General features: G+C 34.5%; 24 protein-coding genes. 3 read left to right on the forward strand and 21 right to left on the reverse strand.

Annotated features, from left to right (window positions below; translation table 11 throughout):
- Nucleotides 1-104 precede the first annotated feature (104 nt).
- The 10 genes from NAT51_RS08670 to NAT51_RS08715 form a co-directional block, all read right to left on the reverse strand.
- Nucleotides 105-1,211, reverse strand: a complete 1,107-nt coding sequence (locus tag NAT51_RS08670) for a T9SS type A sorting domain-containing protein (RefSeq protein WP_250597941.1) — start codon at nucleotides 1,209-1,211, stop codon at nucleotides 105-107.
- A 75-nt stretch (nucleotides 1,212-1,286) separates the two neighbouring features.
- Nucleotides 1,287-2,474, reverse strand: a complete 1,188-nt coding sequence (gene fabV, locus NAT51_RS08675; protein ID WP_250597943.1) for an enoyl-ACP reductase FabV — start codon at nucleotides 2,472-2,474, stop codon at nucleotides 1,287-1,289.
- A 10-nt stretch (nucleotides 2,475-2,484) separates the two neighbouring features.
- On the reverse strand, nucleotides 2,485-3,006 hold the full coding sequence (locus tag NAT51_RS08680; protein ID WP_250597945.1) for a hypothetical protein: 522 nt from the start codon (nucleotides 3,004-3,006) through the stop codon (nucleotides 2,485-2,487).
- A 5-nt stretch (nucleotides 3,007-3,011) separates the two neighbouring features.
- Nucleotides 3,012-4,667: a DNA repair protein RecN gene (gene recN, locus NAT51_RS08685; RefSeq protein WP_250597947.1), complete on the reverse strand. Its 1,656-nt coding sequence runs from the start codon at nucleotides 4,665-4,667 to the stop codon at nucleotides 3,012-3,014.
- Between the two features lie 9 nt (nucleotides 4,668-4,676).
- The gene (gene porD / locus NAT51_RS08690) at nucleotides 4,677-5,564 is read right to left on the reverse strand and encodes a type IX secretion system protein PorD (protein WP_250597949.1); all 888 of its coding nucleotides are present in this window, start codon (nucleotides 5,562-5,564) and stop codon (nucleotides 4,677-4,679) included.
- Nucleotides 5,557-6,765 (reverse strand): bifunctional phosphopantothenoylcysteine decarboxylase/phosphopantothenate--cysteine ligase CoaBC, encoded by a 1,209-nt coding sequence (gene coaBC, locus NAT51_RS08695; RefSeq protein ID WP_250597959.1) that lies wholly within the window; start codon nucleotides 6,763-6,765, stop codon nucleotides 5,557-5,559. Before coaBC ends, porD begins: the two co-directional genes overlap by 8 nt.
- Nucleotides 6,766-6,773: 8 nt before the next feature.
- Complete coding sequence (locus NAT51_RS08700; protein WP_250597961.1) at nucleotides 6,774-7,088, reverse strand: DNA-directed RNA polymerase subunit omega; 315 nt, start codon at nucleotides 7,086-7,088, stop codon at nucleotides 6,774-6,776.
- An 8-nt stretch (nucleotides 7,089-7,096) separates the two neighbouring features.
- A complete protein-coding gene (locus NAT51_RS08705; protein WP_250597968.1) occupies nucleotides 7,097-7,891 on the reverse strand; it encodes an outer membrane protein assembly factor BamD in 795 nt (264 codons plus the stop codon).
- Between the two features lie 99 nt (nucleotides 7,892-7,990).
- Entirely contained in the window at nucleotides 7,991-8,872 is an 882-nt protein-coding gene (dapA, locus tag NAT51_RS08710; RefSeq protein WP_250597970.1) for a 4-hydroxy-tetrahydrodipicolinate synthase, read from the reverse strand.
- 3 nt (nucleotides 8,873-8,875) lie between these two features.
- Nucleotides 8,876-9,394, reverse strand: coding sequence for a DUF6913 domain-containing protein (locus tag NAT51_RS08715; RefSeq protein ID WP_250597972.1), 519 nt, complete (start codon nucleotides 9,392-9,394; stop codon nucleotides 8,876-8,878).
- Nucleotides 9,395-9,493: 99 nt separating this feature from the next.
- On the opposite strand from NAT51_RS08715, the gene NAT51_RS08720 reads away from it, so the two are divergent.
- Both NAT51_RS08720 and NAT51_RS08725 read left to right on the forward strand, forming a co-directional pair.
- Complete coding sequence (locus tag NAT51_RS08720; RefSeq protein WP_250597974.1) at nucleotides 9,494-10,243, forward strand: 5'-nucleotidase C-terminal domain-containing protein; 750 nt, start codon at nucleotides 9,494-9,496, stop codon at nucleotides 10,241-10,243.
- A 7-nt stretch (nucleotides 10,244-10,250) separates the two neighbouring features.
- A complete protein-coding gene (locus NAT51_RS08725; protein ID WP_250597975.1) occupies nucleotides 10,251-11,165 on the forward strand; it encodes a bifunctional metallophosphatase/5'-nucleotidase in 915 nt (304 codons plus the stop codon).
- Here NAT51_RS08725 and NAT51_RS08730 read toward each other — a convergent pair.
- From NAT51_RS08730 to rpsF, 9 genes are all read right to left on the reverse strand, one after another.
- Entirely contained in the window at nucleotides 11,157-11,861 is a 705-nt protein-coding gene (locus NAT51_RS08730) for a lysoplasmalogenase family protein (RefSeq protein WP_250597977.1), read from the reverse strand. The genes NAT51_RS08725 and NAT51_RS08730 overlap by 9 nt on opposite strands.
- Complete coding sequence (locus NAT51_RS08735; protein WP_250597979.1) at nucleotides 11,851-12,540, reverse strand: hypothetical protein; 690 nt, start codon at nucleotides 12,538-12,540, stop codon at nucleotides 11,851-11,853. The genes NAT51_RS08730 and NAT51_RS08735 overlap by 11 nt, the downstream gene beginning before the upstream one ends.
- 1 nt (nucleotide 12,541) lies before the next feature.
- On the reverse strand, nucleotides 12,542-13,234 hold the full coding sequence (locus tag NAT51_RS08740; RefSeq protein ID WP_250597981.1) for a hypothetical protein: 693 nt from the start codon (nucleotides 13,232-13,234) through the stop codon (nucleotides 12,542-12,544).
- Complete coding sequence (locus NAT51_RS08745) at nucleotides 13,231-13,926, reverse strand: hypothetical protein (protein ID WP_250597983.1); 696 nt, start codon at nucleotides 13,924-13,926, stop codon at nucleotides 13,231-13,233. Before NAT51_RS08745 ends, NAT51_RS08740 begins: the two co-directional genes overlap by 4 nt.
- Nucleotides 13,916-15,919: an NAD-dependent DNA ligase LigA gene (gene ligA, locus NAT51_RS08750; protein WP_250597985.1), complete on the reverse strand. Its 2,004-nt coding sequence runs from the start codon at nucleotides 15,917-15,919 to the stop codon at nucleotides 13,916-13,918. Before ligA ends, NAT51_RS08745 begins: the two co-directional genes overlap by 11 nt.
- An 84-nt stretch (nucleotides 15,920-16,003) precedes the next feature.
- Nucleotides 16,004-16,474: a DUF6495 family protein gene (locus NAT51_RS08755; RefSeq protein WP_250597987.1), complete on the reverse strand. Its 471-nt coding sequence runs from the start codon at nucleotides 16,472-16,474 to the stop codon at nucleotides 16,004-16,006.
- A gap of 89 nt (nucleotides 16,475-16,563) precedes the next feature.
- The gene (gene rplI / locus NAT51_RS08760) at nucleotides 16,564-17,007 is read right to left on the reverse strand and encodes a 50S ribosomal protein L9 (RefSeq protein ID WP_250597989.1); all 444 of its coding nucleotides are present in this window, start codon (nucleotides 17,005-17,007) and stop codon (nucleotides 16,564-16,566) included.
- A 66-nt stretch (nucleotides 17,008-17,073) separates the two neighbouring features.
- Complete coding sequence (gene rpsR, locus NAT51_RS08765) at nucleotides 17,074-17,370, reverse strand: 30S ribosomal protein S18 (protein ID WP_014164395.1); 297 nt, start codon at nucleotides 17,368-17,370, stop codon at nucleotides 17,074-17,076.
- A gap of 5 nt (nucleotides 17,371-17,375) precedes the next feature.
- Complete coding sequence (gene rpsF, locus NAT51_RS08770) at nucleotides 17,376-17,717, reverse strand: 30S ribosomal protein S6 (protein ID WP_250597991.1); 342 nt, start codon at nucleotides 17,715-17,717, stop codon at nucleotides 17,376-17,378.
- Between the two features lie 170 nt (nucleotides 17,718-17,887).
- Between rpsF and NAT51_RS08775 the strand changes: the two genes are divergently transcribed.
- Complete coding sequence (locus tag NAT51_RS08775) at nucleotides 17,888-18,580, forward strand: LytR/AlgR family response regulator transcription factor (protein WP_250597993.1); 693 nt, start codon at nucleotides 17,888-17,890, stop codon at nucleotides 18,578-18,580.
- On the opposite strand, the gene priA is transcribed toward NAT51_RS08775, so the two are convergent.
- Nucleotides 18,577-21,084 carry a replication restart helicase PriA gene (gene priA / locus NAT51_RS08780; RefSeq protein WP_250597995.1) on the reverse strand — a complete coding sequence of 836 codons (2,508 nt, stop codon included), beginning with the start codon at nucleotides 21,082-21,084 and terminating at the stop codon, nucleotides 18,577-18,579. The genes NAT51_RS08775 and priA overlap by 4 nt on opposite strands.
- Complete coding sequence (locus tag NAT51_RS08785; protein ID WP_250598002.1) at nucleotides 21,085-21,507, reverse strand: DUF2147 domain-containing protein; 423 nt, start codon at nucleotides 21,505-21,507, stop codon at nucleotides 21,085-21,087.
- Nucleotides 21,508-21,511 lie beyond the last annotated feature (4 nt).

Here is a 21,511-nt window from a genome sequence, read left to right on the forward strand (position 1 = left end):
TTTATGAAAAAAATTAAATATTCCTTATATTTTTAATAATTTCAAAAGAAAAAACCCTGTAAACACAGGCCTTTAAAAAATATTTTTAATAATTAAGTAAGAATTTACTTCTTAATAACTTTAACTGTTTTAGTTTGATTTCCGGATTGTAAATTCACTAGGTATATACCTGAAGTAAATTGTGAAAAATCAATCAAAAAATTAGCTTTATGAATTTCTTTTGAATATATTTTTTTACCGGAAACATCGTAAATTTTAACAATTTCAATTTCAGAAACATTATTAATATTCAAGATATTATCGGTAACTGTTGGATATACCTTCAATCCAACAAATTTCTCATTGGGAATACCCATTGTTGTTGGCGTCCATCTAAATACGGATCCGCTTACGGGCGGAGGAATCGTAGCCACCAAACTACAATTTGTGGACGGTGAAAATCCGGCCTCTGTATTAGCCCATGAATTTGTTGAACTCGCAGAAGAAGAAACCCATCGGTTGTTATAATCAGATTGATCATAACCACTTAAACCAACCTGAGCACTATAATTATTATTCCCAAAAACCATATCACCATAAACAATTTCAACTGTATTTAATGTCTCGTTTAACCTGATTTGAAAATTATAATTATGCGTTGTACTACCACTTCTTTTAAAGTTTTCCCATTGCGCAACAAATGTTCTATTTGGAGCTACTCCGATTGTTTCAATTCGTAATTCAGAATCAGCAGCAGCATTTAAATCTGTTCCCAAACCAGAAACGCGATTTCTTAATTCTTCATTCGGACTCATATCGTGTGTGCCGTTACCATCACCGTCAGCAGCTTGAGAAATAGGAGCTGTCGCAATTTGTGAATAAACTGCTCCATTACCAAGACCACTCTTTCCAAAAGAAAGCCATCCGTTAGTATTAACAGCCACTCTGTCAAAAGTATTTCCGTTAAATATAAAATCAAATCCAATTGGCAAACCTGGTCCAGGAATGAGATTTTCAGTTTCACCAATTAAATTGGCAGGATCAATAAAACAGTGATTGGCACTTGAAGTATTCCCCAAAACAATACCTCCGTTTATTTCATTGTAAGTTTCAACATTTTGTGCAAAAGTATAACTTGACGCCACTTTAGGATTAACCATCGACTGAAAGCCGGATTGGGCATTAACTTTTACAAGAAAAAAAATGGCAGATACCAGTAGTTTTAATTTCATTTTGCTTTTAGTTTTGTTTCATTTAATAACAAAAAAGCCCTGATTTTTCAGGGCCTTTTATATTCTTTAAGGTTATTAGATACTCTCAATCTTAACCATTTCATCCGTGTCGGCCAGGTAATCAACACCTTCGAAACCAAATCCAAACAGATTAAGAAAATCCTGTTTATAACCGGCCAAATCACCGATTTCTTTTAATGTTTCGGTATCAGCTTGTGTCCAAAGTGATTTAACAGTATCCTGAACATCATCACGCATTTCCCAGTCATCGATTCGGATACGTCCTTTATCATCCAAAGGTACTTCAATTCCATTATACAATCTATCTGAGAATAATCGTTGGATTTGTTCTATACATCCTTCATGGATTCCTTTTGCCTTCATTGTTTTATACAACAAAGAAATGTACAATGGAATTACCGGAATTGCCGAACTCGCCTGTGTTACCAATGCTTTATTGACAGAAACGTATGCTTTTCCTCCTAAATCCTTTAATGATTCAGTGATTTCAAAAGCTGTAGATTCCAAATGATCTTTAGCACGTCCGATTGTTCCTTTTCTATAAACAGCTTCTGTAACTTCAGGTCCGATGTATGAATAAGCAACTGTAGTAGCTCCTTCAGCCAAAACACCAGCATTTTTCATTGCATCAATCCACATAGTCCAATCTTCACCACCCATAACCACAACTGTATTATCGATATCTTCCTGAACAGCTGGTTCAATAGAAACCTGGGAAACTACTCCCGTATGAAAATCAACTGTTTTATCAGTAAAAGTCTGACCGATAGGTTTCAACGCAGAGCGATGCAATACACCAGTTACCGGGTGTAAACGTACCGGTGAAGCCAAACTGTAAATAATTAAATCAACCTGACCTAAATCAGATTTAATCATATCTATGGTCTGTTGCTTGATTTCGTTTGAAAATGCATCTCCGTTTATGCTTTTCGCATATAATCCGGCTTTCTGTGCTTCTTGCTCAAAAGCAGCAGAATTGTACCATCCCGGTGTTGCAGTTTTTCCCGGCGCCGGCTCTTTTTCAAAGAAAACTCCAATTGTAGAAGCTTCTGATCCAAATGCAGCCGTAATTCTTGAAGCTAAACCAAAACCGGTTGACGCTCCTACCACCAAAACTCTTTTAGGTCCGTTTATATTTCCTTTAGATTTTACGTATTCGATTTGATTTTTCACACTTTGTGCACAACCTTCCGGATGAGCTGTTAAGCATATAAACCCACGCATTCTTGGCTCTATAATCATAATAAATATTTTAAATAAAGTTTAGTTTAAGCTTTTCAAAAGTACTCATTTTATCCTTAACCCTTGTCATATTCACATTCATATTATCAATAAAAGTCTTACTAAAGGCAAAATGTAGTGATTTCTTATAATACCTGTAGGCTTGAATATAACTTCCTTCAAATTCGGCAATCCTGCCCAATTCACTCAAATAAGAAGATTTATCAATACCTTCAACATTTCCCATTACATTTGAAATAAAATCTTTTGCTTCGGCATATCTAGCCAAATCAACCAACAAATAAGTGTAATTAATGTAAGGTGCTGGGTATTTTGGATCAAATTTAATAGCTAATTTATAGTGATATTCTGCTTTTTCGTAATTACTGAGTCGCATACAGTAAATCCATCCCAAATGATTATGGGCTTTACCAAAATCAGGACATTCGGCGAGAATTTCTTCTAAAACAGCTTTAGCTTCGGACACATTCCCTTCCGATATCAATGTATCTGCTTTAATGAATTGATTTTCAAAAAAACTAATATTATCCATCAGCTTTACAAATTCAGTAATTGATTGGCATGTGTTAAAGCGGATTCCGAAATATTTTTACCGGAAAGCATTTCAGCAATTTCAACTATTCGTTCATCTCTTGAAAGCAATTTCAATTCAGAAATTGTATTGTCTCCCTGAACTGATTTGGATACTTTATAATGTTGATGACCTTTTGCAGCAATCTGAGGTAAATGCGTAATAGCAAACACCTGCATCTGACCACTCATTCCTTTCATGATATCCCCCATTTTATGGGCAATTTCACCTGAAACCCCTGTATCGATTTCATCAAATATTATTGTCGGTAATTTAGAATAATTAGCTAAAATAGATTTTACAGCCAGCATAATACGTGACATTTCCCCACCTGAAGCCACTTTCTTCAATAAACCGAAATCTGTTCCTTTATTCGCTGAAAACAGCAACTGGATTTCATCCTTACCTGAAGGCAAATAATTCTCTATTGAATTAATATCGAATTGAAAACGTGCATTCGGCATGCCCAATTGGCTCAAAATACCGGTTATTTGTTCCGTCAATACCGGAACTGCTTTTTTCCGGTTATCAGATATCTGCAATGCCTGATTATCCAGAATAGCAACCAATTCCTGAAGTTGTATTTCCAGTTTTTTGATATTTCCGTCTAAATCATCAGCCAATACCACTTTACTGTCCAAATCATTTTGAATCACAAGCAACTCTTCAACAGTGGCCACATTGTGTTTCTTCTGCAAATTGTAAATAGCTTGTAACTTTTGGTTGACAAACTCCAGTTTTTCAGGATCGTTGACCAACTTTTCAGTTTGCATATTCAATTCAGAGACCACATCATCAAATTCAATCAATACACTGGAAACTCTTTCAGATAATTCATTGAATTCACCCGAAATACCTGCAATTTTATGCAATGATCCCTTCACTTCTTTCATCGCGGCAATAATCCCAATCTGTTCTTCATTGGCAATAGCCAGTGACTTATCCAGATTTTCTTTAATAAACTCTACATTACTGAGTTTTTCCAATTCTGTTTCCAAATCGACCTGCTCCCCTTCTTTCAGGTTTGCAGCCAACAATTCTTCCAGTAAAAAGGCATTGTAATCAGCTTCTTTAGACAGATTTTCTTTGTCATCTTTAAGCTTTTTCAATTCATTTCTTACCGATTTATATTTCGAAAGATGTTGTCTGTATTCAATTAAAATGTTTTGATGATTCGAAATGGCATCAAGGATCTCAATTTGGTAGGCCTCATTTGACAATTCCTGGGTTTGATGTTGCGAATGAATATCAAGCAGGTACTCTCCTAAATCCTGAAGTTCATTCAGATTAACCGGACTGTCATTAACAAAAGCGCGTGATTTACCCGAAGGCAAAATTTCACGGCGGATGATAGTCATGGGTTCGTAATCCAAATCATTTTCAGTAAAAAAATCATTCAGATTGTATTTGTCGATTTGAAAATGTGCTTCGATTACACATTTTTGTTCTTTATCTTTTAATGAAGTTAAATCAGCTCTTTTTCCTAAAACCAATCCCAAGGCACCTAACAAAATTGATTTTCCGGCACCTGTTTCACCCGTAATAATAGAAAACTGGCTGGAAAAATTCATTTCCAACTGCTCAATCAGTGCAAAATTTTTAATGGATAACGACGTAAGCATTTGGCAAATTTAATAAGTAATCTGACTCCACTTGCTGGTATTGGTTGGAGAAAGTTTGTTCAGTGTTGTAAGTACGTCAGTTACATCCACTTTAGGTCCGTCAGTAAAAATATTCAGGATTTCATCCGTTTTGGCGTCAAAGAAAACACGTGTAAGATAAGCATTTGGTCTTACATTAGCCACTTCCGTTAATGTACGTAAAGCTTTTTTAATAGATTCTTTACCTTCTTTTTGGTTTTCACTCATTTTATCCAAAGCACCAAAATGGTATTCATACATTGTTTTTCTGAAAGCCGAATACGTTGGTGACAACATATCGTTCACCAGATAAAAACGGTTCTGGTTTCCGGTTGACATCCAACCTTTATCTTGTGATTGCTGTGCCTGAACAACTATATTAGCAGCTGTTTCCAATGATTTGGTTCCCCCTTCCAAGGAAAATGTATCGGCATCAACACCTACAATCATATTGGCATAAAATGCAACAATCGAAATCAGGTTATTATCAAAATTATTAGGGTCATAATTCATGTTTTGGAATTCATTATAAACGAACCCCACTTCTTTATCATTCACATTCAAAATTGATGTGGAATAAGTCGAATTGTAAACAGGTCTCGAAGCCTGTACCTGAAGTGATCCGGAAAATCTGTTCACATTATCGAAAGAAGTGATATTGAAAAAGAAAGAACAGTTAATCTTTTCCACACCTTTATAAGTCTTATCAGACCATTTTGTATTGTTCAGAAATTCCGTCAGGGATTTTTGAAGTGTTTTAAAAATCTGTTGATTAGTTGCTGCCACCTGATCAGTATTAAAAGTGACCGAACAATTTAGCTCCTGAGCTGAAGCCGAACCTAAAAAAGACAACAATAAGACAACAATATATTTACGCATAATGAGCTAAAATTTTATTTACAATATCCAGTGCCACTTCTTCTTTGGATTTTAATTCCTGGGGTTCAATAACAAAATCTTTATCTATAAAAGTAACTTTATTGGTTGGTTGACCAAAACCGGCTCCTTTATCATTCAAAGAATTAAGCACTATCAAATCTAAGTTTTTTTTCTGGATTTTTTGCTTTGCGTGTTCAATTTCATTTTCCGTTTCCAAAGCAAATCCGATCAAAAACTGGTTTTTCTTGATTTTTCCAAGTGAAGACAGGATATCCTGGGTTTTTTCCAATTCTATTGTAAACGAAGTTTCATTCTTCTTTATTTTCTGGCTTGCAACATTTCTTGGACGGTAATCTGCAACTGCGGCAGCGGCAATAGCAACATCAACCTCATTAAAATACTGATGACAAACACGGTACATATCTTCGGCAGATGTAACCCTAATAAGATTCACAAGAGAATGTTTAACCTGCAGGTGTGTTGGCCCCGAAACTAAAATTACTTCGGCCCCCAAATTAGCGGCAGCCAAAGCAATATCAAACCCCATTTTTCCGGAAGAATGATTTCCGATAAATCTTACCGGATCGATGGCCTCGTATGTTGGTCCCGCAGTGACCATAATTTTTTTACCTTTTAAAGGCAATTTACTTTCCAGGTCTTTTTCCAGGAAAGCAACAATATTTTCAGGTTCTGCCATTCGGCCTTCCCCTGACAATCCGCTTGCCAGTTCGCCTGATTCAGCCGGGATAATGGTATTCCCGAATTTTTTTAATTTTTCAAAACTATCTAAAGTAGAAGGATGCTTATACATATCCAAATCCATTGCAGGAGCAAAGTAAACAGGACATTTAGCAGAAAGGTAAGTTGCAATGAGAAGATTGTCGCAATTTCCGTTAACCATTTTTGACATCGTATTAGCAGTAGCAGGTGCTATCACCATAAAATCTGCCCAAAGTGCCAGATCAACATGGTTATTCCAGACACCATTTCCCTCCTCATCATTAAAAAAAGAATGGTAAACCGGGTTTTTAGATAAGGTTGCTAATGTTAACGGAGTGACAAAATCTAAAGAAGCAGGTGTCATAATCACTTGGACCTGAGCACCTGCTTTTATAAAAAGTCTTACCAATGACGCTGATTTGTAAGCGGCAATTCCACCAGATACACCCAGTATTATTTTTTTACCACTTAAAACAGACATTAGTTGTTTTATTTTGATGATTTATGATAGATTTTACCTTCCAACCACTCTTGTACTGCTAAAGCATGTGGTTTAGGCAATTTTTCATAAAATTTAGAAACTTCGATTTGTTCTTTATTTTCAAAAATCTCTTCCAAGCTATCATTATATGTAGCAAATTCTTCTAACTTCTCGATTAACTCTTTTTTAATTTCAGCGTTAATCTGGTTAGCTCTTCTTGCCATAATCGTGATTGCTTCATACACATTTCCGGTTGGCTCTTCTATTACAGTTTTATTGTAAGTCACCGTATTAACCGGAGCAGTTGTTTTCTTTAAATCCATACCCTTACTTATTTTGAAAATTGTTGTAATTCATTATTTATTCTAACTAACATTTCGTCAGCCATGCTCTTAAACTCAGTATTTGAATTAAATTTCACCAAAGCATCATATGCTCCTTTAGCTGCGTTTAAACGCTCTTCCATTTTCGCAGGAACACTGTTGATAGCTAACTGGTAACTCGAATCAAATTTATAATACAAAGCTTTTTCCTTAAACGGAGTTCCCGGATAATCTGAAATAAAATTATCCAATGCTTTAATTGCCGATTTATAATCTGATATTGTATTATACTGTTTAGCGATTTCGAATGCTTTTTTCTCTAACTTCTCTCTTAAAACCTTAACGATAACGTTCGCTTCATTAGTGTATTGAGAGTTTGGATACTTATCGATAAAGCTTTGCATTTTAGTAATAGCTTTGTCTGTATCTGTTTGATCCAAAGAATAAACAGGAGATAATTCAGAATAAGCTTTAGCGCCTAAAAATGCTGCTTCTTCAACTTTTGGACTATTTGGATATAAGGCTACAAAACTCTCAAATTGATAACCTGCTAAATAGTACTGCTTCGACTTGTAGTAAGATTGCGAAAACATGTAGAATAAATTCTCTGCTTCTTTTTTTCCTCTGTAAACAGGAGCAATTTCTTCAAATATTCTAATGGCTCTACCATATTTCCCAGCTTCATATTGTTTTGTTGCCATGTCTAATTTCACTGCAACATCATCCGATTTTAAAGCTTTTTGATATTCACCACAAGAAGACAATACTCCAACAAGCAGTAAAACATATATCAGTTTATTCATAATTCTTTTTAAAACAGTAGTTTTATTGAGTATTTCTAACTCAAAAACGAACTGCAAAGTTAGTTATTAATTTATTTTTACAAAACTTATTTTTTAAAGCTATTTTACCAACTGCTTTGTGAAGGCATCCAGCCTGCTTGCCAGATTTTCATTTACACTAACCAAAGGCAGACGAACCGTATTTTCAGATAGTCCCAAAGATTTAAAAATCTCCTTGATTCCGCCCGGATTTCCTTGTTCAAAAATCATGTCGATACTATCCATCAATTTATAATGCAGCGCGTAAGCTTCATCAACTTTTCGCTGTAATCCCAAACGTACCATTTCAGAAAACTCTTTGGGGTATCCTTCTCCGATTACAGAAATTACACCGGCTCCTCCTGCCAAAACCATCGGCAACGTAACCATATCATCTCCAGAAATTACCAGAAACCCTTCCGGCTTGAGCTGGATCAATTTCATAGCCTGAACAATATCACCTGCAGCTTCCTTAATAGCCACAACATTTTTGAAATCTTTTGCTAATCTTATTACAGTTTCAGGCAACATATTACTAGCTGTTCTTCCGGGAACATTATACAAAATTACCGGAATCGGAGATGCTTCAGCTACCATTTTAAAATGCTGGTAAATCCCTTCCTGTGTTGGCTTATTATAATAAGGAGAAACCGAAAGTATCGCAGTGAATTTTGAAAAATCCCTAGTTTTCAGTTCTTCAACCACTTCCATTGTATTATTTCCTCCAACACCCAGCACCAATGGCAGTCTTCCATTGTTAGCATCAATAATTGTAGCAATAACCAATTCTTTTTCAGTCTTCGACAAAGTTGCAGATTCGGCAGTTGTTCCTAAAACCACCAGATACTCAACACCACCTTCAATCACATAATTTACAATTTTTGTAAGCGCTTCGGTATCTACAGAAAAATCTTTTTTGAACGGTGTTACCAATGCAACTCCGGTTCCTATTAATGACTGCATAATCTATATTTTGTTTAAAATTTTTAAATATCGGAACAATTCATGCACAAAAACCTTATAATTTTCGGCATTTGTATTAATTATCAAATGATGTAACCTTTTATCTACGCTGGAAAACCCGGCCTTAAACAAAGCCTTGGAATGATGTGTTATCAATAACAACGGAGCTTTTTCCATATCATAATAACTAATTAACATATCAAAAGGAGTATTTATGAAATCATTTATGAAAATTTCAGAAAATTCACCATTCCAACCCATGTATTTACTACTGAATGTAGGTTGGGTAAAAACATCACTTTTCTTAATTTTATCTCTAAAAACAAGCAATTTTATATCATCCGAAGAAACTCCCTGATTCACCAACTCCCTTACCAATTGCTCTTTTTCAGCAAAATAACTTTCATCTATCAGTATTCCGATAGTTTTTACCGGAGTGGCCAGTGAATTGGGCTTTACATTGTGCAGACTTCGCTTGAGAATTTTTTTAACAGATAATTCTTTTATATACTTTATAAACATATTATATTTGCGTCTTGCAATATTCGGAGCAAAGTTAAGTATTAGTATTTGATTGGCACGATAAATGTAAGGGTAAAAATAAAAAAGAGTATATTACTAATGAAACATTTTGGTTTAATTTTAACGTTATTAGCTATTAACTTCGGTTCATCAGCACAGGACGTTGTTACGATTATTGAAGGAAAACAAATTAATGTCAATGATAAATCAGCGACAAAAGAAGAATTTGAAACACTAATTACTCCATTCAGGGCAAAAATCAACAAAGATCTTGATCAGACTTTAGCGGTTTGTCCGGAAACTTTAGACAAAACAAAAGGGCAATTCCAAAGTAATATTGGTGATTTCCTTGCTAAATTAGTGATTGACAGAGGAAATCCTGTTTTTAAAGAGAGAGAGAAAAAAGATATTGACATCTGTATCCTTAATCACGGTGGAATCAGAGCGATGATACCTCAGGGAAGTGTTTCGGCAAGAAATGCTTTTGAAGTGTTACCTTTTGAAAATTTTGCTGTTGTTGTAGAATTAAAAGGTGAACAAATTGTCGAATTTGCAAACTATTTTATCGCAGAAAAAAAACCACACCCTATTTACGGGCTAACTTTCACTATTACTGCAGATAAAAAAGCAAAAGACATTAAAGTTAAAGGAGAACCTGTTGATTTAGCAAAAACTTATTATGTAGTTACCAATGACTATTTAGCGAATGGTGGAGACAAAATGGAATTTTTCACTAAAGGGACAAAAGTTGTTTCTTTAGATTATAAATTGAGAAACATGCTGATTGACTACATGAAAGATGTAGACACATTACAATTAACCAATGAAGTAAAAATAACACAAGAATAATAGTGCCATGAAAAGAAGAGAATTTATAAAAAGTACAGCAGCTGGAACAACATTATTAGGTCTTGGAGGTTTATCATTAAGTAGCTTTACTTCTGTTGAAGTAAAAAAGATTACTATTTTACACACGAATGACACACACAGTCAAATAGACCCGTTCCCGGCGAATCACCCAAAAAATCCAAATATGGGTGGCGTTGCACGCAGGGCGGCAATTGTTGAGCAAATCAGAAAAAGCGAAGAAAACGTATTATTACTTGACGCAGGTGATATTTTCCAGGGAACTCCATATTTCAATTATTATGGAGGTGAATTGGAATTCAAACTGATGAGTATGATGAAATACGATTTAGCAACAATTGGAAACCATGATTTTGACAATGGTGTTGAAGGCTTATTTGCCCAATTACCACATGCAAAATTCGAATTTGTTTCTGCTAATTACGATTTTAAAAATACTGTTATGGATACGTTTGTAAAACCATATAAAGTATTCAAAAAAGCAGGATTAAAAATTGGAGTATTCGGATTAGGGATTGAACTAAAAGGTCTAGTTGATAAAAATTTATATAAAGAAACTGTTTACCACAACCCTATCGAAGTTGCTACAGATATTGTAAAGAAATTAAAAGAAATTGAAAAATGTGATTTGGTTATTTGCTTATCACACTTAGGTTTTGAATACAAAAACGATGCTGAAAAGCCTTCAGATATCATGTTAGCCCGTAAGACAAAAGATATCGATTTAATTATTGGTGGACATACCCATACTTTCCTTGACAAACCGGTTGTTGAGAAAAACCTTGACGGAAAAGAAGTCATTGTTAATCAAGTGGGCGCATATGGTGTTAATTTAGGTAGAATTGACTTCTATTTTGATAACAAAATGAATTTATCAGCTGCAGGCAAAAAGATTTTAATCTAACAATACAGGAACTTTTCCTTTTTCAGCCAATATCATGAATTTGTAAAGCGCATATTGCGCAAAAACATACAAAACCATTGATATTGGCTGAAATATTAATACCGAAACATAAAATAGTTTCAACACTATAATAAACTGGATTATTGCAAACAACACACTATTTATCAATAACCAATAATTCATTTTACTTTCTTCAATCATATAGTTTGACACAGCAAAGCCTCCCACGAAGCTCATAAACAATACCTGAATGATATAGATTAAAAATCCCTCACCTAATTCATTCATTGTAATTAATGTCAGATAAGTGAACAAACTTAAAAAAGGAATACTTCCCAGAAAAACAGGCAAAAACCTCTTGATTTTTACATTTTTAAGCACAAGATAAATAACCAGTCCGCGGTGAAGCAGGAAAAAGGTCGAACCAAGCATAATAGAGCTAAAATCTTTGGAAATAAAGAACAAATTAGCCAATAATGCGAAAAACATCGAAATCAGAAAATATGTGTTTCTTTCTGTTGAAGTTTTCCAATAAATCAAGGTCAGTAAAGGGATAATACAAGGCTTAAAAATCACTATTAAGTTGGCATCATCAAAAAATTCTGCCAGTACTTCGCCAAAAGCTGCAAAGAAAAAAAGAAACAGCAGTAATTTACCTTCTGTTTTCTTAAAAGCATTAATTTTATTACTTTCCATATTCAATTTCACTTTTCGGAAAAACAGTCATGTATTTCATCATATAAAAATAAGACAGAAATTGTGCTGCAAGATTAAGCAGTAAAAATACAATCATACCCATATAAAAATTATAAACGACATAAAAAACATCAGTCGTAACAAAGCAAATACACATCAACAAACCATAAAACGTTTTTAAATTATGATTTACTAAATGATTTATTATCGCCAAAGAAGTCAGCAATGAAATAACCACTCCATAAACTACATACAAAGCCAAGGAAATCGTTGTTATATCACTCATCAATGAAAGCATGATATAAACTATCCCCAAAAAAGACAATAAATTCCCAACAAAATAGATTATTTTCTGCATCCCCATTTTCTTAAACCTGAGATCATGTATTACATAGTACAACATAACAACATAGGTAAGTAAATTCAACAAAGTAATAATTACCTGATCATCACGGTGCTCAAGTAAAACAATCATATCAGACGCATAACTGCTTGAAATTCCCAAAAAAAACAACCAATCAATCTTAAAACCGTTTTTTTGGATATAATAGTAGAAAATGGCCGGCACAATTACCGGTTTAACAAAAAAAGTCAACGAATCACATTTTAAAACTGTACTGATAATCGTCAGAACCGAAGCAAAGGCATAGACCAAAATGGAAGGATAAATCGATTTCATATTAGTTTGGACTTGCATTTTTATTAGCCGTAAGAAAAAATTTGACCAGAAAATAGTATGAAATAATATTACCGCCAATGGTCAGATATCTAAAAAAAGTAAAATCAAAATAGTAATAGTAGATCACATAAAACAAATCAGACATCAGATAACAGAAGCTGGTCAACATCAAAAACAAATCGGTCTTGGAGTGTTTTATATTATAAAGTATTGAATTCAATATTACCAAAGAACAAAGAATAACACCATAAACAATCATATAAAAATACAACTCATAAGAAGTATCAAAAACCAAAAACAAGAGCACATACATCAAACAAGACAGGAATAAAACCATCAGAAAAATGTAAGCCAAATTAACCCGGTCCAAAAAGCGAATTTTGATTTCAATAAGATTTCGGATAACATGACTCAACAGGACCACATATCCAATACAATTTACAATCAATATATACACCAGAACCTGATTATCTTCAAACAAGTTTAAAATTCCGCTGGCAAAGAAAACCAGAATAACGAGAACAAACCAAGGATTGACTTTTCCTTTGGATTCACTCCAATAATGAAAAAGCATTGCAGACGGAATAATCGGTTTACTCAGAAAAACCAAATATTCATTACCGGCAACAGACGAGAAGAAGAATACAATTCCTGCAATCACATACAATACTATCGCCGGATAAACCTGTTTCATATCAATTCTGTACTTAAATGCATTTTATCCCTGTTGACAAAATAAGCCACAATATAAAAGTAGGAAATAATCTGAAAGGCGAATTCTATATATGTAAGGGCTTTCACATTAAAAACCATATTGGTAATCACAAAAATAACATCAGCAATCAATCCAAATACTGATGCCACAAAAATAAAAGAAGCCGCATCGGAAAATCCTGTTTTAAAGTAATTATACGAACTGACTGTCACATAGAGGCCTAAAATTATTCCATAAGAAATAATAGGAAAAACAAAATCGGAGTCCTGAGACATCAAAGATTGCAATAAAAAATACATTGCCAGCATAAGTATTCCGAATAAAATAATTCCCAAACTGAATTTATTTTTGCAAAACCCACTTCTTACAGCATCCTGAATGACAACTTTAAGCAATAAAATATAAGGAATATAATCCAACACCATCATATACAGAGTAGAATCTTCCATATGAATAAGCGTTATGGCATCAGAAATAAAATAAATGAGTAATATCGCCAGCAGCTCGAAGCTTGTTTCCTTTTTATCCGAAATCGAATAATAAGTAAACAAAGAAGGTATGATCATCGGTTTCGATAAAATCATGAGCCATTCGTTATCTATGATGGTCGCAATCAGAGCAAGAAAACTTGCAACAATAAACAAATAAACAGGGGCGTTCTTACTCTCCATGAATCATCTTTTCAAAATCTAATTCACTGATAATAGGAATTTTCAACTGGCTTGCTTTTTCCAATTTTGCAGGTCCCATATTATCTCCGGCCACAACAAAGCTCGTTTTGGCAGAAATAGAACTTCCTACTTTCCCTCCATTATCTTCAATTGCCTTTTTGAGGTCATCTCTTGAAAATTTTTCAAAAACACCGGAAACCACAAAAATTTTACCTTCCAGAATATTGGAAATTGCAGTATTATCAGTTTCTGACATTTCCAATTGGACTCCATAAGCTTTCAATCTTTCAACAATAACTCTATTTTGCTCATTTTCAAAATATTCAATCAGACTTTGTGCTATTTTCTCTCCAATTTCATCTACTGAAGTCAGCTCTTCCAATTTAGCTACAGCCAACGCATCGATTGTTTTATAATGCTTCGCCAGTTTTTTAGCAACTGTTTCACCAACATAACGGATACCCAAAGCATATAAAACCCTGTCAAAAGGTATTTCTTTTGATTTTTCTATACCGTTGATCAGGTTTTCAGCCGATTTATCAGCCATTCTTTCCAAGACAACTACCTGCTCCTTTTTCAGTTCATACAAATCAGCATAATTTGTCACCAAACCATTATTAAATAACAAAGCCACTGTTTCTCCTCCCAATCCTTCAATATCCATGGCTTTACGTGAAATATAATGCTGGATACGTCCAATGATCTGAGGCGGACACCCATAAAAATTAGGACAATAATGATTGGCTTCGCCTTCTTTTCTCTCTAAATCAGTGTCACATTCAGGGCATTTGGTGATATATTCTGTCGCAACAGAATCGTTTGGTCTTTTTGTCAGATCAACCCCTACAATTTTAGGAATGATTTCCCCACCTTTTTCGACATAAACTTCATCACCTATCCTGATGTCAAGTTTTCCGATTTGATCTGCATTATGCAAAGAGGCCCTTTTAACAGTTGTACCAGCCAATAAAACAGGTTCTAAATTTGCCACAGGTGTAATCGCTCCGGTACGGCCTACCTGATAGGAAATAGAGTTCAACTGTGTAGAAACTTGTTCCGCCTTAAATTTATAGGCAATGGCCCACCTCGGAGATTTAGCGGTATAACCCAATTCTTCCTGTTGATGAATATTATTGATTTTAACTACAACACCATCCGTTTCATACGGTAAATTATGACGATGTTCATCCCAATAGTTGATAAAATCGAGTACTTCATCAATATTTTTAGCTAATTTAGAATGCATTGGAACTTTAAATCCCCATTGACGTGCTTTCTCCAAACCGTCAAAATGGGAAGCAATAGGCAAATTATTTCCAATTAAAGAATACAACAAACAGTCCAGCGGACGCTTAGCTACTTCTGAACTATCCTGCAGTTTTAAACTTCCCGATGCTGTATTTCTTGGATTTGCATACGGTGTTTCACCAATTTCAATTAATTCCTGGTTCATTTTTTCAAAACCGGCAAAAGGAAGTATTATTTCACCACGGATTTCGAATTTATCAGGATAATCACCTTTAAGTTTAATTGGAACTGCTTTAATGGTTTTTATATTATTGGTTACATCATCTCCCTGAAATCCGTCACCACGTGTAACAGCACGTTTTAATTTACCATTTTCATATAAAATACTAATAGATGCTCCGTCATATTTGAGTTCACATGTAAATTCCAGATCAACAGCACCCAAAATTTTCTGAGCACGGGTTTGCCAGTCCAATAAATCTTCCTTAGAATACGAATTATCCAAAGAATACATACGGAATTCATGTTTGACAGTATCAAAACTTTTGGTAACAGCACCTCCAACTCTTTGTGTGGGTGAATTTTCATCAAAATGATCAGGATGCTTATCTTCAAGCTCTTGAAGCTCCTTTAGCTTAATATCAAATTCATAATCTGAAATTGTTGGATTATCAAGAACATAATAATTATAATTGTGTAGGTTTAACTCTTCTCTTAAGGCTTGAATTTTAGATAAAACATCCATAAATAAATAAAAAAATTGGCTGAATTAGTTTAATGCAACTAATTTAACCAATTTCCCGCAAAGCATAACTATTTTTATAGAATTCTATTGCTCTAAAATTGAAGACATTTGCTCATAAAGTTCCCCCCCGCTAAAAATAGCACCTTGTTTTACCAATTCAAAAATATCCGTATTGCGTTCTCCGGCAAAAACCTTATGTCCTTTTTGAACTTCAACAGTATTGGTAAACAAATTATCACTTAACCATTCCAGTCCTTTTTTAGAAAGAAAATCTACATCTTCCGAAGTTTTAATGATAATAGTTTTCATATAAACTTCATCACAATGAAAAAGAAATATGTAATTTTTGGAATAATGTTCTAAATATTTAGCATTGGTCAGAACTCCTTCCCAAATCAAATCAGAAAAAACATCAATTTCCTGTTCAGCAACATCCGGTTTGTGTTCTTTTATTAAATCCCATTCCTTCTTATCAATTTGTTGTGCAGAAAGAAAATTAATAAACTCTTCATGAAGTTCTTCCAATTGTTCCTTGGATAATCTGGCGTATTTCAAAATATAAAATTTAAATAATAAAGTCTAAACCTAATTTACAAAAAAAAGTCCCGAAAATCGGGACTTTTAAAATTTATTTCATAACGAAATTAAGCTTGTTCAGCAACGATTTCGTATGCTAATTCAACGATTACATCACGGTGTAAACGAACAGAAGCAGTATATTTACCAGTTCTTTTCACGATACCTGAAGTGATGAATTTTTTGTCGATTGACTGACCGTTTTTCTCTAAAACTTCAGCGATATCAGCATTAGTTACAGAACCGAAAAGTTTTTCACCACCTGCCTTAGCAGTAATTTTGATATCCAAAGCTTTTAAAGTTTCAGCCAATGCTTTAGCATCTGCAACAACTTTAGCTTCTTTGTGTGCTTTTTGTTTTAAGTTTTCAGCTAACACTTTTTTAGCCGAAGGAGTAGCCAATACAGCAAATCCTTGAGGAATTAGGAAGTTACGTCCGTAACCTGGTTTTACAGTTACTACGTCATCTTTAAATCCTAAGTTTTGAACGTCTTGTTTTAAAATAAGTTCCATGTTGTTGTCCTTATATTTTAGAAGTTAGGTTCCTTTTACGGAAACCAACAACTAGAGTTTATAAAATTATTTTAATAAATCAGCTACGTATGGCATTAATGCTAAGTGACGTGCTCTTTTTACCGCTACAGATACTTTTCTTTGGTATTTCAAAGAAGTTCCTGTTAAACGGCGAGGAAGGATTTTTCCTTGCTCATTAACGAATTTCAATAAGAAATCAGCATCTTTATAATCAACATACTTGATTCCAGATTTTTTGAAACGACAATATTTTTTTTGTTTGTTCGTATCAATGTTTAAAGGCGTTAAATATCTAATATCTCCGTCTTTTTTCCCTTTTGCAGATTGTTCGATTGTTGACATGATAATTAAGCTTTTTTAGATTTTAACTTTTCTCTTCTTCTCTCAGCCCAAGAAATTGCGTGTTTGTCTAAACTCACAGTTAAGAAACGCATAACGCGCTCGTCACGTCTGAATTCAGTTTCAAAACCTCTTAACACTTCTCCTTCAGCCTGGAATTCAAACAAATGGTAAAAACCAGATTTTTTGTTTTGAATTTCGTAAGCTAATTTTTTCAAGCCCCAATCCTCTTTCGATACCATCTTAGCACCTTTTGAAGTCAAATAGTCTTCAAATTTGCTAACTGTTTCCTTTACCTGAGTTTCAGATAAAACGGGATTCAAGATGAAAACAGTTTCATAATGATTCATAGTAATAAAATTTATTTGTTATAAAATTGGGTGCAAAAGTACTGCTTTTATTTTAATAAGCAAACCTTTCTTATAAATAATCGATGAAATTGCATTTTTTCTTTAAAAAAGTTTGGAAGATAATTTTTTTATCATATTTTTAACACACCAATCTATTAAAATTGACGCTTATGAAGTTGAACTGTATTGTTGTTGATGATAGCTCTATCCAAAGAATTTTGGTAACAAAACTAGTAGATGCACATCCGAACCTGAATTTAGTTGGCGAATTCTCAAACGCTGTTGAAACTAAAAACTGTTTAGCCACTAAACAGGTTGATTTGTTGTTTCTCGACATCGAAATGCCGGTGATTAACGGATTCAATTTACTTGACGGTTTAAAAGAAAAACCCCAGATCATTTTCATTACTGCCAAAGCGGAATATGCCGTAAAAGCTTTTGATTATGATGCTACGGATTATCTACAGAAACCCATCACAAAAGAACGCTTCAATGCTGCGATCAAAAGGGCTATGGATTTATATCAGCTTCGCAGGGAGAGTCTTGAGGAAGAAGGAGAACATATCTTCATCAAGAGTAATCTGAAGAAACTGAAAATCTATACTTCAAAAATCAAATGGATTGAAGCATATGGCGACTATGTAAAAATTGTAACTGAGGACGACAGCCATTTGGTACTTTCAACCATGAAGTCATTTGAAAAAGATTTATCAAAAGATAAATTTATCAGGGTTCACAAGTCATTTATCATAAATATTGACAAGATAGAAAAATTCAATAGTAAGTTTGCCGAAATTGGCGTAACAAAAATACCTTTAAGCAGAAACAAGAAAGAAGACTTGGTTAAAGCTCTTGAATCTTAATAAAAATCAACATTCACAGTAACTCTAATAGTTCTGTATTGTGAAATTGCATCAAAGCTGTTCAGTATTTTCTGAATGGCTTTTTTTGTATTTCCCAAATGCTTTTCCTGAGGAATTTTAATCAATATTGTTCTAATATATTCATTCCGTATTTTACTCACAGGCGGCTCTTCCGGCCCTAAAACAGGAATGTCAAATTGTTGTCTTAGTACTTGGTACAACCACATCGAACCTTCTTTCAATTTTTCAAAATCCTTATGTTTGAGTGTAAGTTTCACCAATTTATAATAAGGCGGATATTTATAAATATAACGTTCATATAACTGCTCCTTATACATCCCATCATAATTATTATTAGTAACCTGTTGGATGGTATTATGATCAGGATTATACGTCTGAATTACCACTCTCCCTTTTTTATCTGAACGTCCTGCCCTGCCCGAAACCTGAGTCATCATCTGATAACTGCGCTCAAAAGCCCTGAAATCCGGAAAATATAACATCGAATCAGCGTTTAAGATTCCAACGGTCGAAACATTATCAAAATCCAATCCTTTTGCCAGCATTTGGGTACCGACCAAGATATCTATTTCCCTATTTTTAAAACTGTCAATCAGCTTTTCAAATGCATATTTTCCTCTCGTGGTATCCTGATCCATACGCTTGATATTCTTGGTAGGAAAAAGTGAAGCCAATTCCAACTCAATCTGCTCGGTACCAAAACCTTTCGAAGTCAGATCAACACTTGAACACGCATGGCAATTAGTGGGCTTAGCTATGCTGTGACCACAATAATGACATCGTAATTGTCCTTTAAATTTATGATACGTCAGACTCACATCACACTGCGGACACTGCGGGATATGACCACAAGTCATACATTCTATGACAGGCGAATAACCTCTTCTGTTTTGAAACAAGATGATTTGCTCACCATTAGACAATGCTTCGGTCATTACTTCGATTAAAAACTGACTGAAATGTCCTGTCATTTTTTTTCGGAAATAACTGTCTTTTAAATCAACCAGATGAATTTCAGGCAACACAGCATTACCAAAACGTTCATGCAGTTCAACCAAACCATATTTTCCGCTTTGCGCGTTAAAATAACTCTCAATACTTGGCGTAGCAGATCCTAACAATACTTTGGCCCCGCCCGCTCCGGGTTTAACTACGCTCCGTTCGCCTTCGACTCGGGTGTCTCCTGTTGCCTGATGAAGATTTGCCAGAATAATTGCCGCATCACGTGCATGATAACGTGGCGCCGGATCAACCTGCTTAAAGGTTGGCTCATGTTCTTCATCAACCACAATCAGACCTAAATTCCGGAAAGGTAAAAACAAAGCAGATCTGGCTCCGATAACAATTTGCGCCTTGTCAGATTGGTTCAAAACCTGATTCCAGACTTCCACCCTTTCATTATTACTGTATTTAGAATGAAAAACCGCCACTTTATTTCCAAAGTGTTTTGTTAAGCGGGAGACTAACTGAGTCGTTAAAGCAATTTCCGGAAGTAAATACAGAATTTGTTTTCCCTGTTCCAAATACCCTTCAATCAACTTAATATAAACTTCTGTTTTTCCTGAGGCAGTAACCCCGTGCAGCAAACAAACATCTTTGGATAAAAAACTTTCTTGGATTTGCTCCAAAGCAGTATTTTGGGGTATGCTCAGATTTATTTCATTTTCATCAGCTTTTTCAAAAGAAATCCGGTCATGCTGAATGTAATATTCTTCTAAAATTCCTTTATCAATAAGTATCTTGACAACTGCTGCACTTGAACCGGAATATTCTGTTAATTCTTTTACTGAAATGGGTTTCCGCTGCGAAGCCTGCAATTGAAAATACCCTAAAACCAAATCCTTCTGCTTTTGGGCATTTTTAAGCAATGACAAAAGCTCTTCCAATCTTTCTGAAGAATTGAATTCAGGAAACAGCCTAATGTAACGAATTAGTTTCGGCTTATATTCTTCCACCATTTCTTCCTGAAGCGAAACAACTCCTTTCGACAGCAACTGCTGAATTACAGGAAACACTTTCTTTTTATTCAGAATAGAAACAACTTCATTAATTTTTAAGGAAGATTGCTGCTGGAGTGCTTCAACCAAAAGATATTCCTCATCAGACAATTCACTGATTTCCGGATTGTTTTGATTGGCCGAAATCACGGTTTCACTTTCCAGCATCAAAGCGGTTGGCAGAGCCGTTCGGTATACATCACCGATGCAACACATATAATAAGTTGCAATCCATTGCCAATGCATGAGTTGAATTTCGGTAACAACAGGAAATTCATCAATAATCTGATGAATCTCTTTTGCTTCATATAATGTAGGAGGATCGTTATGCTTTACAGCAACCAATCCGGTATAGAATTTATTTTTCCCAAAAGGAACCGCTACACGGCATCCCAACTGAAGATATTCAAATTCGGCCTCAGAAACTTTATAGGTAAAAGTCTGCGGAAGCGCAATAGGTAAAATAACTTCTATATAAAAATGCATTTATTTAACTCTGATCCAGGTTTGCGAACGACCGATCAATGAAATTCCCATATAACCACGAACAGTCAATTTATCTTTCCCCTCTAATTTCAGACTACATTTATACATACTTCCTGACTCCGGATCAAGAATTTTACCTCCGTTGAATTCGTCATCATCTTTTTTTAAGCCTCTGATGATAACCATACCCAAAACCGGTTTATTTTTATCGGCTCCTTCACATTTTTCACATTTGCGGTCTCTTTTGGTTTCATCAAAAATCTCGACAATTTTACCAAATATTTTCCCATTGGATTCATAAACTTCCACTACAGATTTTGATTTACCTGTTTTATCATCAACCGTTTTCCATTTTCCGATAACCGATTGGGCGTTAATTTGTGTAAATGCTAAAAGCAATAAAGACAGTAGTAATTTTTTCATGGTT

Source organism: Flavobacterium amniphilum (assembly GCF_023634845.1).
Classification (GTDB): domain Bacteria; phylum Bacteroidota; class Bacteroidia; order Flavobacteriales; family Flavobacteriaceae; genus Flavobacterium; species Flavobacterium amniphilum.

What these genes read in the sequence shown, in the direction of transcription:
- NAT51_RS08670 (WP_250597941.1), bottom strand. Translation starts at nt 1,211, where the DNA reads ATGAAATTAAAACTACTGGTATCTGCCATTTTTTTTCTTGTAAAAGTT.
- fabV (WP_250597943.1), bottom strand. Translation starts at nt 2,474, where the DNA reads ATGATTATAGAGCCAAGAATGCGTGGGTTTATATGCTTAACAGCTCAT.
- NAT51_RS08680 (WP_250597945.1), bottom strand. Translation starts at nt 3,006, where the DNA reads ATGGATAATATTAGTTTTTTTGAAAATCAATTCATTAAAGCAGATACA.
- recN (WP_250597947.1), bottom strand. Translation starts at nt 4,667, where the DNA reads ATGCTTACGTCGTTATCCATTAAAAATTTTGCACTGATTGAGCAGTTG.
- porD (WP_250597949.1), bottom strand. Translation starts at nt 5,564, where the DNA reads ATGCGTAAATATATTGTTGTCTTATTGTTGTCTTTTTTAGGTTCGGCT.
- coaBC (WP_250597959.1), bottom strand. Translation starts at nt 6,765, where the DNA reads ATGTCTGTTTTAAGTGGTAAAAAAATAATACTGGGTGTATCTGGTGGA.
- NAT51_RS08700 (WP_250597961.1), bottom strand. Translation starts at nt 7,088, where the DNA reads ATGGATTTAAAGAAAACAACTGCTCCGGTTAATACGGTGACTTACAAT.
- NAT51_RS08705 (WP_250597968.1), bottom strand. Translation starts at nt 7,891, where the DNA reads ATGAATAAACTGATATATGTTTTACTGCTTGTTGGAGTATTGTCTTCT.
- dapA (WP_250597970.1), bottom strand. Translation starts at nt 8,872, where the DNA reads ATGCAGTCATTAATAGGAACCGGAGTTGCATTGGTAACACCGTTCAAA.
- NAT51_RS08715 (WP_250597972.1), bottom strand. Translation starts at nt 9,394, where the DNA reads ATGTTTATAAAGTATATAAAAGAATTATCTGTTAAAAAAATTCTCAAG.
- NAT51_RS08720 (WP_250597974.1), top strand. Translation starts at nt 9,494, where the DNA reads ATGAAACATTTTGGTTTAATTTTAACGTTATTAGCTATTAACTTCGGT.
- NAT51_RS08725 (WP_250597975.1), top strand. Translation starts at nt 10,251, where the DNA reads ATGAAAAGAAGAGAATTTATAAAAAGTACAGCAGCTGGAACAACATTA.
- NAT51_RS08730 (WP_250597977.1), bottom strand. Translation starts at nt 11,861, where the DNA reads ATGGAAAGTAATAAAATTAATGCTTTTAAGAAAACAGAAGGTAAATTA.
- NAT51_RS08735 (WP_250597979.1), bottom strand. Translation starts at nt 12,540, where the DNA reads ATGAAATCGATTTATCCTTCCATTTTGGTCTATGCCTTTGCTTCGGTT.
- NAT51_RS08740 (WP_250597981.1), bottom strand. Translation starts at nt 13,234, where the DNA reads ATGAAACAGGTTTATCCGGCGATAGTATTGTATGTGATTGCAGGAATT.
- NAT51_RS08745 (WP_250597983.1), bottom strand. Translation starts at nt 13,926, where the DNA reads ATGGAGAGTAAGAACGCCCCTGTTTATTTGTTTATTGTTGCAAGTTTT.
- ligA (WP_250597985.1), bottom strand. Translation starts at nt 15,919, where the DNA reads ATGGATGTTTTATCTAAAATTCAAGCCTTAAGAGAAGAGTTAAACCTA.
- rplI (WP_250597989.1), bottom strand. Translation starts at nt 17,007, where the DNA reads ATGGAACTTATTTTAAAACAAGACGTTCAAAACTTAGGATTTAAAGAT.
- rpsR (WP_014164395.1), bottom strand. Translation starts at nt 17,370, where the DNA reads ATGTCAACAATCGAACAATCTGCAAAAGGGAAAAAAGACGGAGATATT.
- rpsF (WP_250597991.1), bottom strand. Translation starts at nt 17,717, where the DNA reads ATGAATCATTATGAAACTGTTTTCATCTTGAATCCCGTTTTATCTGAA.
- NAT51_RS08775 (WP_250597993.1), top strand. Translation starts at nt 17,888, where the DNA reads ATGAAGTTGAACTGTATTGTTGTTGATGATAGCTCTATCCAAAGAATT.
- priA (WP_250597995.1), bottom strand. Translation starts at nt 21,084, where the DNA reads ATGCATTTTTATATAGAAGTTATTTTACCTATTGCGCTTCCGCAGACT.
- NAT51_RS08785 (WP_250598002.1), bottom strand. Translation starts at nt 21,507, where the DNA reads ATGAAAAAATTACTACTGTCTTTATTGCTTTTAGCATTTACACAAATT.